This window comes from Nocardia suismassiliense (assembly GCF_900269665.1).
GTDB lineage: Bacteria > Actinomycetota > Actinomycetes > Mycobacteriales > Mycobacteriaceae > Nocardia > Nocardia suismassiliense.
In genome coordinates this window covers 1,911,571-1,927,907 of record NZ_LT985361.1, presented here as the reverse complement: position 1 = coordinate 1,927,907, position 16,337 = coordinate 1,911,571, and the positions used below count along the sequence as shown (strand labels likewise).

13 protein-coding genes are annotated in these 16,337 nt (G+C 67.7%); 2 read left to right on the top strand and 11 right to left on the bottom strand.

Annotated elements, in window-relative coordinates; genetic code table 11:
• The first annotated feature begins 78 nt into the window (after positions 1 to 78).
• Positions 79 to 1,488 (top strand): amidase, encoded by a 1,410-nt coding sequence (locus tag DBO33_RS08660; protein WP_107654566.1) that lies wholly within the window; start codon positions 79 to 81, stop codon positions 1,486 to 1,488.
• Positions 1,489 to 2,774: 1,286 nt separating this feature from the next.
• On the opposite strand, the gene DBO33_RS08655 is transcribed toward DBO33_RS08660, so the two are convergent.
• The 7 genes from DBO33_RS08655 to DBO33_RS08625 all read right to left on the bottom strand — a co-directional run bounded on the left by DBO33_RS08655 (position 2,775) and on the right by DBO33_RS08625 (position 8,620).
• Positions 2,775 to 3,104, bottom strand: a complete 330-nt coding sequence (locus tag DBO33_RS08655; protein ID WP_107654565.1) for a hypothetical protein — start codon at positions 3,102 to 3,104, stop codon at positions 2,775 to 2,777.
• A 132-nt stretch (positions 3,105 to 3,236) separates the two neighbouring features.
• Positions 3,237 to 4,256, bottom strand: coding sequence for a cation diffusion facilitator family transporter (locus DBO33_RS08650; RefSeq protein ID WP_107654564.1), 1,020 nt, complete (start codon positions 4,254 to 4,256; stop codon positions 3,237 to 3,239).
• 193 nt (positions 4,257 to 4,449) lie between these two features.
• A complete protein-coding gene (locus DBO33_RS08645) occupies positions 4,450 to 5,025 on the bottom strand; it encodes a Fic/DOC family protein (protein WP_107654563.1) in 576 nt (191 codons plus the stop codon).
• On the bottom strand, positions 5,022 to 5,432 hold the full coding sequence (locus DBO33_RS08640; protein WP_159080154.1) for an antitoxin VbhA family protein: 411 nt from the start codon (positions 5,430 to 5,432) through the stop codon (positions 5,022 to 5,024). The genes DBO33_RS08645 and DBO33_RS08640 overlap by 4 nt, the downstream gene beginning before the upstream one ends.
• 107 nt (positions 5,433 to 5,539) lie before the next feature.
• Positions 5,540 to 6,754 carry a sugar ABC transporter permease gene (locus DBO33_RS08635; protein WP_107654561.1) on the bottom strand — a complete coding sequence of 405 codons (1,215 nt, stop codon included), beginning with the start codon at positions 6,752 to 6,754 and terminating at the stop codon, positions 5,540 to 5,542.
• Between the two features lie 49 nt (positions 6,755 to 6,803).
• Positions 6,804 to 7,541 carry an ATP-binding cassette domain-containing protein gene (locus DBO33_RS08630; protein ID WP_107654560.1) on the bottom strand — a complete coding sequence of 246 codons (738 nt, stop codon included), beginning with the start codon at positions 7,539 to 7,541 and terminating at the stop codon, positions 6,804 to 6,806.
• A complete protein-coding gene (locus DBO33_RS08625) occupies positions 7,538 to 8,620 on the bottom strand; it encodes a sugar ABC transporter substrate-binding protein (protein ID WP_107654559.1) in 1,083 nt (360 codons plus the stop codon). The genes DBO33_RS08630 and DBO33_RS08625 overlap by 4 nt, the downstream gene beginning before the upstream one ends.
• Positions 8,621 to 8,723: 103 nt before the next feature.
• On the opposite strand from DBO33_RS08625, the gene DBO33_RS08620 reads away from it, so the two are divergent.
• Positions 8,724 to 9,899: an ROK family transcriptional regulator gene (locus DBO33_RS08620; protein WP_107654558.1), complete on the top strand. Its 1,176-nt coding sequence runs from the start codon at positions 8,724 to 8,726 to the stop codon at positions 9,897 to 9,899.
• A 6-nt stretch (positions 9,900 to 9,905) separates the two neighbouring features.
• Here DBO33_RS08620 and DBO33_RS08615 read toward each other — a convergent pair whose 3' ends face one another.
• The 4 genes from DBO33_RS08615 to DBO33_RS08600 are packed head-to-tail and all read right to left on the bottom strand — an operon-like array spanning position 9,906 to position 16,235.
• Positions 9,906 to 10,508: a hypothetical protein gene (locus DBO33_RS08615; RefSeq protein ID WP_159080153.1), complete on the bottom strand. Its 603-nt coding sequence runs from the start codon at positions 10,506 to 10,508 to the stop codon at positions 9,906 to 9,908.
• Positions 10,498 to 10,782 carry a hypothetical protein gene (locus DBO33_RS08610; protein WP_107654556.1) on the bottom strand — a complete coding sequence of 95 codons (285 nt, stop codon included), beginning with the start codon at positions 10,780 to 10,782 and terminating at the stop codon, positions 10,498 to 10,500. Before DBO33_RS08610 ends, DBO33_RS08615 begins: the two co-directional genes overlap by 11 nt.
• A 30-nt stretch (positions 10,783 to 10,812) precedes the next feature.
• Positions 10,813 to 11,340: a hypothetical protein gene (locus DBO33_RS08605; RefSeq protein WP_107654555.1), complete on the bottom strand. Its 528-nt coding sequence runs from the start codon at positions 11,338 to 11,340 to the stop codon at positions 10,813 to 10,815.
• Between the two features lie 44 nt (positions 11,341 to 11,384).
• The gene (locus tag DBO33_RS08600) at positions 11,385 to 16,235 is read right to left on the bottom strand and encodes a V-type ATP synthase subunit I (protein WP_107654554.1); all 4,851 of its coding nucleotides are present in this window, start codon (positions 16,233 to 16,235) and stop codon (positions 11,385 to 11,387) included.
• Between the last annotated feature and the right edge of the window lie 102 nt (positions 16,236 to 16,337).

Below are 16,337 nucleotides of genomic sequence, written 5' to 3'. Positions count from 1 at the left end.
CCGTAGACCGCCGACCTGCGGGTGACGGCCGCCACTTGGACAGTCGACCCGGTGCCCGCGCGTGGCTAGATTCGTGGAGTGACCGCTGACGCGCAGACCACCCGCATCCACTCCTTCGCCGACGACGCACTCGGCGAGCACGACGCGGTCGCGCTGGCCGAGCTGGTGCGCAGCGGCGAACGCAGCCCGCGCGAGCTGGCCGCGGCGGCGGCGGACCGGGCGCGCGCGGTCGAGGAATTGGCGGCCGTCGCGTACGAGAGTTACGAGCAGCCGCTGCTGCCCGCCGAGCCGACCGGCAGGCTCTACGGCGTCCCGACGTTCGTGAAAGACAATGCCGACATCGCCGGGATGCCGAGCAACCACGGCACTCAGGCGTTTCAGGGCAAGCCCGCGCGGGAGCACGGTGGGTATGCCCGCCAATTCCTCAGTGCCGGAATGACGGTGCTCGGCAAGAGCACGCTGCCCGAGTTCGGGTTCAACGCCACCACCGAACCGCCGTTCGCCCCGCCGACCCGAAACCCTTGGCACACCGGGTATTCGGTGGGCGGTTCGTCGGGCGGGTCGGCCGCGCTGGTCGCTGCGGGCGTGGTGCCGATCGCGCACGGCAACGACGGCGGCGGATCTATCCGTATTCCGGCGGCCTGCGCCGGGTTGGTCGGGCTGAAGCCGAGCCGGGGTCGGCACATCGATTCGGCGATGGCGCGCAAGCTGCCGATCAATATCGTCAGCGAAGGGGTGCTGACCAGGACGGTGCGTGACACTGCGGCGTATACCGCTGCGGTGGAAGAGTTTTGGCGCAACCCGGCGCTTCCGCCGATCGGTTACGTCGAGGGTCCGGGGTCCAAGCCGCTGCGTATCGCGCTGCTGCTGGAGAACGTGGGTGGGCCGGTGCCGACGGGTCCGATTCGGTCGGCGGTCGAAAAGGTCACTGCCATCCTGGAATCCCATGGTCACCGGGTCGAGCCGGTGCCGCTGCCGTTCGATGCGGCCCTGGAGACGGCGTTTCTGCACTATTGGGGTCTGCTCGCCACATTCGTCGCCTCGACCGGCAAGATCGCCGACCGCAGCTTCGACGCCGGCCGCCTCGACGATCTCACCCTCGGCCTGCGCCGCCACTTCCTGCGCAGCGCATGGCGTCTCCCGCTGACCCTGTACCGACTACGCGCCGCGGCCGCCACCTACGAGCGCGCCCTCGGACCGTACGACGCGGTCCTGCTGCCCACCCTCGGCCACGAAACCCCCGAGCTCGGCTACCTCAGTCCCACAGTGCCGTTCGACGACCTGCTCGACCGCCTGCGCACCTACGTCTCGTTCACCCCGATCAACAACATCACCGGCACCCCCTCGATCACCATCCCCGCCGGCCTCAGCCCCTCGGGCCTACCCATCGGCGTCCAGTTCGCCGGCACCCGCGGCAACGAACACACCCTCCTCGAACTCGCCTACCTCCTCGAAGCCGAAAACCCCTTCCCCCGCCTGGTCGGTTAGCCGAACCGAAAGCCTGCCCGCGCAGCACAATTCCACCGAACAAGCCGGTCGACTTTCACGGAAGTGGACCGGCTTGTTCAGCGGTATATGTCCTCCGGGCTAGTACACGTAGACGACACCACCGGTGTGGCCCGCACTGTTGTTCCATTCAGGCAGGCGGCTTCCGGCGACGTTCCACAAATAGCTGCCGCCGATTCAGCCGCCCCACACCGACTCACGGTATTCGGCTGAAGCCGCGTTCACGCGAACGCGCGCTCGTTGGCATCTCGGTGCACTCGGAAGGCTCTGCCGGCCAACCAATCTGAACGTCTGACCAACACGCGGCCAGCGGCATTATCGGGCGTTATCGCCGAGGACTCAGGAGACCGTCAATCCCCGCCTTGGGAGTCGCCCCATACTCCGATAGGCGCGTCCGCGCGGGCCGATGGGATAGCACTGGATATCAGGTGGACTCGTCGAGCCCGACCCCGTACGGTCGGGCTCGATAATTTTGCGTGATGGAGTGACAATGACTACACAGGAGGTTGACTTTCCGGGTCGGCTACATCGTCATCGTCATCGACGGGCGGCGGGCGCTGGCCGACGCGTTTGTCCACGCACTCTCCTGATTGCCATCGCCATCCTCGTTTTTCGCATTCCTTTTTTGTCTTAACGTCCTCTGGTCGCTTCGGCTTTGCTACCTGCTGGCCGGTGTCGTTGACTGACGACACATTGGCTGTCGTCGGCTTTGCGGACGCTGTGCCCGCTGCGACAGTGAAGGCTGTCGTAGCGAGCAAGCTCACCGCAACGGCGGCCATGGCCTTCCGGATCATGCGTTCTTCTCCTCGTCTGGAGTACTGGTGCGCTCCGGCTGTCGGTCGACCCATCGAGTATTCGGTGCTATGAAGGCTCCAGATGGGATCAAACATGATCCGGTCTTGAAAGAGGTTGAAGTCCCGAATTGGACGGCGAGCTGAGCCCGGTTGTCCAGCACGTTAAAGCGAATCACGCACACGCTCGTTGGTGAACCTGAAACAACCTCAAATCGGCAATACAGTGTGTTCGGCCAAGCGGCCGAACTCGGGCCCGCACCTTGGACGGCGCCAGGGTCGGCGTCGATGGGCAGGCCTCGCCAGCTCGGATCGAAGCGCCCCAACGTATTCGCGGTACTCAACAGCGCCGACGAGCGGCCAGTGATACCCACCTGGTAGTCCCACGTCCGCGAGGCGGCGGGTGGTCGAAAGGATGCTGGGGCCGTCAAAGGGCATCGAGCTGGGTGTGCGGGGAGGGTCAACGGCGAGACCCGGTCAGGTTCGCGCAGGTGGCACGTCTCGCCGCACCAAGCGGAGCTGAGCTGCCGCGATCGTTCCCGGAAAGTAGTGAAGGCCCTCCGGCGATAGGACGAGATCGTCGGCTTCTATCCCGTGAACCTCCCATACGTCCACTGGCCCGCCGGTGTTGTTCATGCGCACGAACCACTCAACCTCGAAATCATTGAGCGCGAGGAAACAACCCTGTTGCTCGGGCCGGTGGCTGCCGGCAATGCCCGGTGCGGCACCCATACGACGCCAGTCCAGACCGAAGCGCGTGATCGAGACTCGGTTCAGGGCCGACGTTACGTGGAAGTGAGACGGCACTGCCCGACGTTAGCAATCGCGCTTCCGCGCTGGAACTGCGCGCAACATATTCGGGTGGACCCACAGACGGTGCATCCCTCCCACAGGAGCGGATGATCCTGCGAGAGGGATGCGCGGCCGGCCGGCGTGGATTCAGGAGTGGCCGAGACCGGGGCGTTCGCGGTGGATGGGGCCGTGGGAGTCGTCGCAGTGTTCCTCTAGTACCGGGAGTAGGCGGTCGGCAGTAGGGCCTGCGGCGGTGGCGACGAGTTGGGAGTGGTCGACCTGGAGGGTGGTGTGGGTGATTTCGTAGTCGTGGTCTAGGAGGCGTTCGATCTGCTGGCGCAGGCCGTGGCAGTCGGCGCCCGGTTGGACGAGCACGTGTGCGGACAGGGCGACGTTGCCGGAGGTGATCTGCCAGACGTGCAGGTCGTGTACCTCGTCGACGCCGGGGATCTCGACGAGGCGGCGGCCCAGCGCATCCGGATCGACGCCGGCGGGTGCGGCTTCCAAGAAGATGCGGCCGGATTCGCGGACCAGGCCGAGGCCCGCCTTCACCATCAGCGCGACGACGACCAGCGTGGCGATCGCGTCGGCGCGGGCGAATCCGGTGAGCAGTACGACGATTCCGGCGACGGCGGTCGCGATGAAGCCGTACAGGTCGTTGAGCACGTGCTGGAACGCGCCCTCCACGTTGAGACTGGAGCGGTTCGCTTTGCTGATCGCCCACGCCGCAACCACATTCACCACGATGCCGACCAGCGCGGTGACGACCACCAGCCCACCGGTCACCTCCGGCGGATCGAGCAGGCGCCGGATGGCCTCGTAGGTGAGCCAGCCCGCGAGCACGAGCAGCGTGATGCCGTTCGCCTGCGCGGACAGGATCTCGGCTCGCTTGAAGCCGTAAGTATATTTGCCGCGCGCGGGCCGGGCGGCGATGCGAATCGCGGTGAGCGCGAGCACGATCGATGCGGCATCGGTGAGCATGTGCGCCGCGTCCGAGAGCAGGGCCAGCGAATTCGCCAGCAGACCCACCACGACCTCGATCGACATGAACCCGGCGATCAGCGCCAGGGCGACCGTCAGCCAGCGGCGATCGGCATCGCCGGACACCCCGTGCGAGTGGGTGTGGCCGTTGCCATGGCCGTGTCCGTGCTCGTGTTCATGTCCCATTAGCCGCCCGCTTTCATCACCGCCACGTATGCGCATATCTGCATCTGTTTACCCACCTTAGCCGACCCTATGCCGACCGCAGCCTACTACGTGGGATGACTTGGATCACAGGGCTGCGGCCGGCTGGGGAGATCAGTTGTACAGGCCCTTGGCGAGCACCGGCCACGACGCGTTATCGCATCTCGGTGATACCTCAGGCCGGACGGACGAGAGATTCGAAAAGAGACGACATCGGCCCGGTGTCTCCACGCAGCGCCGCCCTGGACGCTTGCACATTCTCCTCCGGCTCCAACTTGGACCAGTCGATGAGCCAACCTGCTTCGAGACCCAGCTGGCGGAAGAACGCCCGCTGCGTGCGGCCATTGCCCTCACGGAACGGGTGGATGGCGTTGACCTCGGCAAAGTAGTACACCAGCCGATCGATGTACTCGTCACGAGACAAGCCTCGCAGGTACTTCTCGCCAGCCAGCTGACGGAACACTTCAGCAGAGTAGTTCGCAATGTACTGAGGAAGACAAAACGGATCGGACTTCGCGATGCCCACCACTCGGATCTCGCCGGCCCAAGGAAAGATATCGCCGAAAATCTCGCGATGAAAGCCGCATAGGTGATCGAGGTCGTAATTGCCGGGCAGCACCCGAGTCGACAAGTCAGCCAATGCGAACAGCGTCAGATCCGCCTCGACCCGCCGCAGGCGCTCAGCATCGACTATGCCGAGTCTGTTCCGCAGGACTCCAGAGTTGGGATCGACGTAGGGGTCGGTTGTCACCTGGCGGTATGCAGGCGTCGACCGAGCTCGCGCATCTGAGCGGTGGTGATCTCGCCACGCGTCCACCGCTCGACGATCGCTTCAGCATCAGGACTCGGCTCGAGCCCTTCAGCACGAATGGATCCCATTGCCTGCTCCAGCGACCGCACTCTCTCCGTAGTCAATTCTTCGAACACCTCTACCGGAACCATCACGGCTTCCGTCTTGCGATGAGAACCGACACCGACGGGCGTGCGGTCACCCCTACGGAAGCGCTCGAGCATGCAGGAGAGCTGGTCGCGCGCCTCCCGAACCGACAGCGTCTCAATCAACATAACAAAAGTGTACACGAATGTGTACACAATTGCCTGCCCTTCGTTGGGCTGTGTTGTTCGGTGCGGGTTTCTGAAGGCGTCGATCACAATCATGAGACAGGCTCTGCCGCAGGATACTTCCGCGGGACCACCTGAACGCGAGACAACCCGATTCGCGTTCAGGCGCCCCTCCGCCGGGCGATCGTTGGATCGCCCGTAGCTCAGCGCGCTCCCTCGGCGCCGCGCCGCGCGACCGAGTCGATGGCGACGGAGATCGCGAGGACGGCGCCGGTGACCATGAAGCGCACCGAGGAGTCCACGTTGAGCAGCAGCATGCCGTTCGTGATGGATTGGATGACGAGGATGCCGAGCAGGGCGGCGTAGGCGCGGCCGCGCCCGCCGAACAGGCTGGTGCCGCCGATGACCGCGGCGGCGATGGCGTTGAGCAGGATGTCGCTGCCGCCGGAGCTCTGGTTGACCGCGACCAGGCGGGAGGCGGCCAGGATGCCGCCGAGGGTGGCCAGAGCGGAGCAGCCGACGAAGGCGGCGATGCGGATCCCGGTGACATTGATGCCTGCCCGGCGCGCCGCCTCGGCGTTACCGCCGACCGCGTACATGCGGCGGCCGAAGACCGTGCGGCGCAGGATCAGGTCGAGGGCCAGCACCAGACCGCCGAAGATCACCAGGGTCAGCGGAACGCCGCGATCGGTATTCAGCACCGCGACGGTGGCGCCGAGCAGGACGGCGAGGCCACCCGAGCGCAGCACGATCCAGATCGGTGCCGGCACATCGAGTTTGGCGTGCACGCGTTGCTGCCGGGTGATCAGGCTCGCGGTGAGATGCCCACCCACGAGCAGCGTGACGAGCAGCCAGCCGAGCGCGGGGGCGAGCCAGGTGTCGCTGATGGTGGCGATGCCGCGGTCGAACGGCAGGTTGACGGTGCCTTCCTTGCCGAGCAGGTACAGCATCAGTCCCTGCCAGCCGATCAGCCCGGCCAGCGTCACGACGAACGACGGCATGCTCAGCATCGTGCGCATGAGTCCGTGCAGCAGGCCGATCGCGGCGCCCACGGCCACCGCCGCGATCACCGCGACGACGACGTTCCAGCCGTGGCGCACGTAGAGCAGCGTCATCACCACGGCCGTCAGACCGCTGACCGAGCCTGCGGAGAGGTCTATTTCGCCGAGCAGCAGCACCAAAACAATGCCCAGCGCGATGGTTCCGGTCGCGGCCATCTGCAAAGCCAGGTTGGTGAGGTTCTCCGCGGAGAGGAAATGTGCGTTGAGCCGGTAGAACACCGCCGCGATGATCACCAGCCCGATCGCGACCGGTACCGAACCGACCTCGCCCCGACGCAGCCGATCCATTGCGGCATCGGCCAACCCGCGTCCCTGATTTCCTTGCCAGACAGTTTTTTTCACAACGATGTCACTCATGACTCCGCCTCGCTGGCGCTCGGCTCCATCATTCGTTCGCTACGCTCTCTCATGCAGCTGCTCCCGTGATCGCTGCCACGATATCTTCTTGAGTCGCGTTGGCGGTCTCGAATTCACCCGCATTGCGGCCCAGCCGCAGCACCACCACGCGGTCGCTGACCGACCGCACGTCCACCAGGTTGTGCGAAATCAACAGCACGCCGAGGCCGCGTTCGCGCAGTCGGCCGATCAACGCGAGCACCTGCGCGGTCTGTTCGACGCCGAGCGCCGCGGTCGGCTCGTCGAGGATCACCATGCGCGGCCGCCCGAGCAGCGCGCGTGCGATGGCGACCGATTGCCGCTGCCCACCGGACAGCGCGGAGACCGGTGCGCGCACGTCCTTGATCCGCACGTCGAGCGAGGCGAGCAGATCGCGGGCGCTGCGCTCCATCTCGATTTCGTCCAGCACGCTGCAGATTCGGGTCTCCGCACCGAGATGCAGGTTGGCGACGACGTCGAGGTTGTCGCACAACGCGAGATCCTGGAACACCGTCGTGATGCCCAGGGCCTGGGCGTCCTGCGGGCGGTTGATCCGCACCGTCTCCCCCGCGAAGACGATCTCGCCCTCGTCGGCCACGGTCACGCCCGAGATCGCCTTGACCAGAGTCGATTTGCCCGCACCGTTGTCACCGACCAGTGCCACCACTTCCCCGGCGCGCCCCTCGAGATCCGCTCCCGCCAACGCCTGGACCGCGCCGTAGCGTTTGGTCAGCCCGCGCGCCGAGAGAACCGTTGTGGGAGCTGTCATTTGATACCTGCGGCCTGACATGCCGCCGCAACATCGGGCGTGCAGATATCGGCGACGGTGTACAGCCCGTCCTTGACGATGGTGTCCTTGATGTTGTCCTTGCCGACCGCGATCGCTTCCAGCAGATACGACGGGATGTCGGTCACGCCGTTGTTGGTTTTCGCGGGTGCCACCGGCTTCTCGCCGTACGCCAGCGCGACCGCCAATTCGGCGGCCTTCTCCGCCTGGGCGCGGTAGTCGAGGTAGATGGTCATGGTCTGCTCGCCGGTCAGAATCCGTTGCACGCCTGCGAGTTCCGCGTCCTGCCCGGTCAACGGCGGCAGCGTCGCATAGCCTGCCCGCTTCAGCGCCGCGATCGCGCCGCCCGCCATGCCGTCGTTCGCCGAGTACACCCCGACGATCGCGTCCTTGCCGAGCGCGGTGATGGCCTGCTCCATCTGCTGCTGCGCCTTGTCGGGCGACCAATCGGGCGTGTCGAATTCGCGTCCGATCTTCACCTTGCCGTCCAGCGCCTCGTGCGCACCCTTCTTGTAGTCGCCCGCGCTGGGGTCGGTCGGCGATCCGTTGATCACCACGAGCTGGCCCTTATCCAGGGTGCCGCGCTTGGTCAGCTCGGCCAGCAGCGCCTCGCCCTGCACCTTGCCGACCTTCACATTGTCGAACGACACGTAGTAGTCGTAGCTGATGCCCGAGATCAACCGGTCGTAGGCGATCACCGGGATGTTCTTCTGGTTCGCCGTGTTCACCTGCGGTGCAACGGCATCTGCGTTGACCGCGTCGAACACGATGACGTCGGCGCCCTGGGTGAGCGCGGATTCGAACTGGCCCTGCTGTTTTGCCGCGTCTTGATCGGCGTTGAAGTAGAGCACCTTGCACTTCTCGCAGAGCTGCTTGACCTTCGCCTCGAACAGCGGGCGGTCGAAGGCTTCGTAGCGGGTGGTCTTGGATTCCGGGAGCAGCAGCGCGATCGTCGGGTTGTCGCCGCCCGATTTCGCGTCTCTGGTGCTGTCGCCGGAGCTACAGCCTGCCGCCAGGACGAGTGCGGCCGCCGCCGCGGTGAGGAGCTGAATTCGACGCATGAGGTCACCGTGCCGAGAGGAGAGTGAGAGCGCCCGGTTGAGCGTTGGTAAGAAAGGTAGTTTACTAACACGGAGGTGTCCAGTGGTATGAGCAGGAGGATTGATGAGTAGGGTCGGCAATCCCCAGCTCCTTCGCACGATGAACGAGCGGCTGCTGCTCGACTACCTGCGGGTGGACGGTCCCGCCTCGCGCGGCGAGCTGGCCAAGGCCAGTGGATTGTCCAAACCGACAGTGTCGGCGGCACTTTCGGGGTTGGAGCAGGCGGGTCTGGTGCAGCTGGTCGGTTCGCTGAGCGGCAGGCCGGGACCGACCACCGCGCTCTACGACGTGAATGTACGCGCGGGTGTGGTGGCCGGAGTCGATATCGGCCGGAACTGGATTCGCCTCGCCATCGCCGACCTGCGCGGCGATTTCATCGGCCGTCGCGATGTGCGCAACACCGCGCGTTCGGCCGCCGATCTGGTGCGCCGGGTGCGCGCGCTGGCCGACCAGGTCGCCGAGGAGGCCGGAATCGACTGGTCCGCAGTGCATTACGCGGTGATCGGCAGTCCCGGCGTGCTCAACCCGAACACCGGCCGCCTCGACTACGCGCAGAACCTGCCCGGTTGGGGCCGCGCCGGGTTGGTTACCCAGTTGCGGGCCGCGCTCGAGGTCGAGTCGACCATCGAGAACGACATCAATCTCGCCGCGCTCGGCGAGCTGACCTTCGGTGCGGGCGTGGGCATCCGCAACTTCGTGCTCATCTCGATCGGCACCGGCGTCGGCATGGGCATCGTGATCAACGGCGAACTCTATGTCGGCAACAGCGGTGCGGCGGGCGAGGTCTCGTTCCTGCCGGCCAGCGAGGTCGACGCTCCCCCACTCGACGCCCGCGAGCGCGGCCTGACCGAAACCGTCGCCGCCGCAGGCGGTGTCGCCCGCGCCGCCGAACAGGCCGGACTGCCCGGCGCCTCCGCCAAGGAGATCTTCGCCGCGGCGGCCGCGGGTGATTCGCGGGCCGAGGCGGTGGTCGAGTCCGAGGGCCGCCGGATCGGCGCGCTCATCACCGCCGTCGCCGCGATCCTCGATCCGGAACTGGTGGTGCTCAGTGGTGGGATCGGCAACAACCTCGAGCTGCTCGGCGACGCCATCGAGCGCCGCATGGCCGAACTCGGACCGCTGCATCCCCGCATCGTCGCCAGCACGCTCGGCGACGACGGGGTACTCACCGGCGCCGTCTCCCGCGCCCTCTCCGTCGCCAGGGATCGGCTCTTCGAAAGACGCACTACCAGTGCGTGATCGAGCTCAACGCGCGCTGAGCGGTGGGCCGTACTGCGGGCCCTTCGGTTCGGCGAAGACGCTCGGGCAGGCGCGGCGCATACGGTCCATCGACGAGTTGAGGTCGGTCAGGGCGGCGGTGACCGAGTCGGCGACCGGCTGGGCCGGGTGGCCGTTGTCCAGGACCGCGGCGAAATCCGACAGCGAGTCGTGCAAGCGGCCGCCCGCGGTCGCCACGTCGCCATAGGCGCTGCCGATCAGCGGCGAGCCCATCCGGTCGACCACCGGATCGATGGTGCTCGAGACCTGATGGGACAGCCACATCCCTTGGGTGACACGAGTTTTCACCTCGCCGAAATCACCACGGGCCGCGGCCGGACTGAGGCCGTCGAGTTGCTCGGACAACTGCCGGAAGGTATCTCGCAGACCGGCGACGGCTTGGCCACCGAGGGCGCAGTCCGTCTTGTCTGCATCGGCGACCCGGTTGCGCACGGTGTCCGTCGAACCCGAGCTCGAACACCCGCTCAGCAGCACGGCCACGAGCACGAACAGCGCGGCCACGGCCGGCCCGCCGAGGGCGGTTATCCCTCGGCGGGCCGGCCTTCCGTTGCGACGCGCGTTATGCGGCATGGGTCAGCACCGTGAGGATCGCGTTCTGCACGGCAGGCACGAAGGCGAGGGTCATGACCAATGCCATGCCGAACCCGGCCTGTACCTGCCGGTGCCGATTCCACCACCCGATCGGGGCGGTGCGGGACCGGGTGTTCCACTCGACGCCGGTGGCGACGGCGACCTCGTCACGTTCGTAGTAGCCGAACGCGATGGGGGCCGATCCGACGTCGAGCAGACCACCGAGCGCATCGGTACTGAGCCCACCGGAACCGATGTTTCGCGAATCGAACATGGTGCCAACCCCTTTCGTATTCGTCGCCGGTTACGCGTCGATGGTGCTGCTCCACGGCTCCATCAGCTCGTCATAGACGGCCTGGGTGAATTCGCCCTGGCCGATCAGGTCGCTCAGCACCGTCGCGGTGACGGCCTGTCCGACCACGGCCACCGCGCCGATCGAGCCGAACGACTCCAGCAGGCCGCTGAGGTCACCGGTGGTGCCCGCCGAGGTCGGCGAGACGGCCTGACCGGCGATCATCCCCGCGAGCTGCACGTTGCGGGATCGCCCGAACGCCTTGGCGGTCGCGGTCGCGATATTCAGCGGATGTGCCGCCACCGACTGGGCATTCGCGCCCATGCCGAGGCCGGCCAGCAGTCCGCTGAGCCCGCCTTCGAGGCCGGAGCCGTTGGACAGGGCCGAAACCTTGTCCTGGATCAGCTTTTTCGAGGCGGCGTTCAGCTTCTCCCGTTCCTCGGCGGTCAGCTGGCCGGAGCGTTCGATGATGCGGACGGCCTGCTGCCACTGCGGGCCGTAGAGGTACTCCAGGTGCAGGGTTTCCGATGTGTGCGTCATGTCTGTTCTCCTTCGTCGGATGGCTTGGCACTGTGCATGTTTCGTCACAGCGAAACGCTGACGAGCCGCGAGGCGCGATCGTGCGCCACCGCTTCGGCAGCCCCCTTTCCGGAGTAGGGTAGGTCGGCGAACGCGACCGGCGCGGGCGCGGGTTCGCTCGGCAGTGGAGCGAGCAGCTGCTGCAACGAAGCCGCCAGTTGCTCCAAGCTCGGGTCGTCGGGAATGTCGTCGAGGAACTGCGTTCCGGTCGCCGCCGTGCCACCACCCCAAGCACCAAGGGGCCCATTGCGATCCAGCGCGGCCCGAATGGCGGAGATGATGCCGACCCGCGCCCCCGGCGTGAGCAGCACGGCAATCGCGACGGCAAGCGCCACCGCCGCCGCAGCCCCGAGCGCGGCCAGCGGCGCACCGATCAACGCCGCGAGCCCGACCAGCGGAGCGGCGATCAGCGCCGCCACGCCCAGTGCGGCAAGGGGTGCCAGCGCGGCAGCAACCGCCGCAGCCAAGGCACCACCGAGCAGCAGTTTCGGGATCTCGATCAGCGCGAACAGCCCGAGCGCCGCCAACGGCAGTCCAACCACCGCGGCCAATGCACCACCGGCCAGCAATACCGGAAGCGCAAGCAACGCAAGCGCACCGACCACTGCGAGCGGGACACCGATCAACGCAGCAAGTCCGCCGCCGATCAACAAGACCGGAAGGGCAAGCAACGCAAGCGCACCCGCGGCCGCGAGCGGAACGCCGATCAGCGCAGCCAACGCACCACCAATCAACAGCACCGGGAGCGCAAGCAACGCAAGCGCACCGACCGCCGCGAGCGGGACACCGACGATCGCTGCCAACCCACCGCCGAGCAGCAGAACCGGGAGCGCGAGCAGCGCAAGCGCGCCCACCGCTGCCAGCGGCACACCGACCAGCGCAGCCAACACGCCACCGGCCAGCAGGACCGGAAGCGCAAGCAGCGCAAGCGCGCCCACTGCGGCGAGCGGAACACCGATCAGTGCGACCAACCCGGCCAACGCACCGCCCACCAGCAGGACCGGAAGCGCAAGCAGCGCAAGGGCACCGAGGGTGAGGGGCAGGCAGATCAGTAGTTTCACCGCGATGAAGGCGGCGGCGAGGGCAGCCAAGCCACCGCCGATCACCAGTACCGGGATGCCGACCAGAGCGGCCAGTGCGGCTCCGGCGAGCAGGACCGGGGTGCCGATTGCGGCGAGCGGGACGCCAACGGCTGCCACCAGTGCGCCACCGATCAGGAGTACCGGAAGTGCCAGCAGTGCAACGGCTCCCACCGCGGCGAGCGGGACGCCGACCAGGGCGGCCAAGCCGATCAGCGCACCACCGATCAGTACGACCGGCAGCGCGAGCAAGGCCAGCGCACCGAGTGCGGCGAGGGGCACGCCGATTGCCGCGACCAAGGCCCCGCCGATCAACAGCACCGGCAGCGCCAGCAGGGCGAGGGCGCCGGCGGCGGCCAAGGCCAGCAGCGGAACGATCAGCAGCAAGGCCAGTGGGGCGCCGATGGCGAGGGCGCCGAGCACCGCGACCGCGAGGGCCGTTGCCCCGGCGACCGTGCCTGCGACGAAGGTCGCCGCCAGCGCGGCCAGTCCGGCCAAGGCGAGCAGCGGCACCGCCACCAGGGCGAGCAATGCCAGCACCGGCAGCACGAGCACCACGATCACCGGAATGGCCACGGCGGCAAGCGCACCGAGCGCGGCGAGCCCGAGTACCGGCAGCGCGACCACGGCCAGCACCGGCAGCGCGACCACAGCCAGCGCACCCAGCGCACCCAGCGCGGCCAAGCCCAGCACCGGAACAGCGAGCAGGGCAAGCACCGGAAGCGCGAGCAACGCCAGTGCACCGAGTCCGGCCAAGGCGACCAGCGGCGCGAGCACAGCCGCGACGACGCCGAGCGTGGCGAAGTCGAGCAGCAGGCTACCGACGAACAGCGTGACCGCCAGCGCCGTCGTGACGGCAACAACCGAGATCCCGATCAGCGCCGCCAGCACGGGCAACCCGACCAGGCCGAACAAACCGATGCCGACCGCGAGCGCCGCGACCACCAACCCGGCAACGAGCACCGGCGACCACACCGCGAGCAAGGCGAGCGCGATGATCGGCGACAGCGCCGTCGACACCACCACCGCGAACGGCCCGAAGATCAGGAAGGGCAGCGTCAGCACCGCGGCGAGCGCGAACCCGACCACCGCGACCGCTGCGGTAGCAAGCACCGCCGCCACCGCGAGCACCGCCGAAATCAGCCCGCCCGCCAACAGGATCGCGCCGAGACCGGCCCCGCCGACCGCAAGGGTCGCGATCGCCAGCACCGCCATGACCGCGAAGGCCGCGGCCGCCAGCGGAACGGTGACCAACAGCAGCGGCGGGAACAGCGCCGACGCCGCCAAGAACACGCCGAGCGCCAGCACGCCGAAGAACATCCACGCGCCCACCAGTCCGAGCCCGAGCGCCGCGACGAATCCGCCGAGCAGCGTGCTGACGACGGCCACCGTGCCGATGGTCGCCAGCGTGCCGAGCAGCACCCCGCCGAACAGCAGCGGCAGCGCGATCAGCGCGAGCGGCGGGTTGATCACGATCAGCGCCAGCGCCGCGAGGCTGAGCATCACGAACGACAGCACCGAGACCACCAGCCCACCGGCGAACACCGTGGCGACCGCGGCGAGGGCGAACGCAAGCAGACCGAGCACAATGGCGCCACCACCCAGCCAGGTCACCACGGTGAACGCCGCGGCAACCACGCCGATACCCGCGCCCGTGATGATCGAGAAAGCCAGTGCGGCAACCAGAATCAGTGGGATCGCATACGGCATGGTCACCATGAACGCGAGCGTCGCGGCGAGGGTCGCCGCGGCCAGCCCGGTGATCGCCAACAGGACCGTCCCGGTCAACGCGAATACCGAGAACGCGATCAACCCGAACCCGCCGAACAGCACCGCGAGTCCCAGCGCCGCCGGAATGGCGACCAGGCCGATGAACAGCAGCGGAGCCAGCAGCGGCCCGAGCACCGGGACGGCGAAGACCAGCGCGAGCGTGGCGATCAACCCGCCGACCACCGCGAGCGCGACACCCGCCGCACCGAGCGCGGCGAACAGTATGCCCGCCGCGGACAGCCCCGCCCAGAACACCGCCGCGGCAACGAGCTGAATCGCGGTCGCCACCACCGCAAGCGCGAGCAGCACGGTCACCGCGGCACCGCCGGCCACCGAAAGAATCAGCAAGCCGGCGAGCGCCACCACGGCCAGGATCACGCCGCCCGCGAGACCGACCGCGCCGAACGCCACCAGCGCGACCGCCGCGAGTGCGATCAGAATCGGCACGGCGATGAGCCCGAACGGGGTGAGCAGCGAAAGCAGCCCGACGCCGACAAACAGTGCGGCGGTAGCGAGTCCGGCGACGCCGAGCACACCGAAGAACGCGACCGCGGTAGCGATCAGGCTGACGACAAGGAAGGCGAGCGCACCGGTGAACAAGAGCGGCGCCACCACCAGTCCGAGGATCGGCACGAAGACGGTGGCCAGCAGCGCGGCCGCGGTCAGCACCACGAACCCGACGACACTCAGCGCCAGCCCGGCGGCCAAAGCGACTACGGCAAGGGCGATTCCGCCGACAATGGCCACCGCGATCGCGGCGATACCACCCACCAGAATGACCGGCGCCAGCACCGCGAACGCGACGAGGGCGACCGGAATCGCGATGAGCAGCACCGGAATCGCGATCACCGCGAGCACGATCAGCACCGGGATCGCCAGTACCGCGAGCACGAGCCCGCCGATGACCAGCGCACCGATCGCCAACGGGGCCAACAGGATCGCGCCGAGCACCACCGCACCGAGGGTGAGTACGGCGGCGACCCCGATACCGCCCGCGAACAGCAGCGGCACCACCGCGAACAGCGCGATCACCGGCAACGCGAGCAACGGCAGCGCCGCGGGCTGCCTGGCATCGGACACCAGCCCGCGCACGGCATCGCGGATCTGGGTGAACACCGCGCCGATCGCGGCGGCCGGGTTCGAGGCCAAGGCGAGCAACGGTGCGAGGAATGCGAGCACCGGCGCGAGACCCGCCAACTGCGGCGCGAACAGGCCGATGACCGGCGCCGCGATCGCGAGCAGACCGGGCGGCAGTTGCTGCGCGGCCGGATTCTGTTGTCCCACAGTCGGAGTGAGCAGATCCCGCAGACCCTTGACCGGGTCCGGCCCGTCCTTGGGGAAGCCGAAGAGGGTGCGCGCCTGGTCGATCAAATCATCGATGGCCGGGGTCGCGCTGCTGCGCCGGGTGCCGGCCATTTCGGTGGCCTGCTGCACGAAGGCCAGCAGGTCGTTGACCGGTCCGCGCATCGGGCCGTCGGGGAAGGTCTTGTCCGCCCAGGTGGCCAGCTGATCGAGCTGCATGCCCGATCCGGCGATTTGCGCGACGGTAGCGGCGAGGTCGGCCACCGGTGCGGGGACGCGGCCCGCCACTTCGGAGACGACCGCACCGGGTTCGTTCGGCGCGCCTGGACCACCGCCCCACGACGGCTCGGGCGACGGTCCGCCACCGCCCCGGTAGGTGTCGATAGCCGAGTTCACCTGGTCGCCGAACGGAGTGTTCGCACTTGCCGCGCTCGCGGCGCCGAGTGCGTTGTTCAGCGCTTCCTGCTGGCCCGGGTCGAGCATCTGCCCAGCGACATCACCGGCACCGGAGATCACGCCGTTCAGATCGGCGGGCGGTGCGGGCAACTCGATATCGGCCGAGGCGTGGCCCGCGCCGATCATGGCGGTCGCCATGGAGGCGAAAGTCGCGGCCGCATACATACCGCGCCGGGATTTCTGCACCGTCTTGCGGTGCCGCGCCGACGCTTTGGTTTCTCTTTGGCGATCCTTGGTGACTACGCGCATTATTGGAGCCTCTCCGTGAACCCGTCCCGAAGGACGTGCTGGTTACGATGCGCCCATGGCCCTGTCGTAGTGCGATTCGCGGGCTCCGGCGCGAAGGCGATA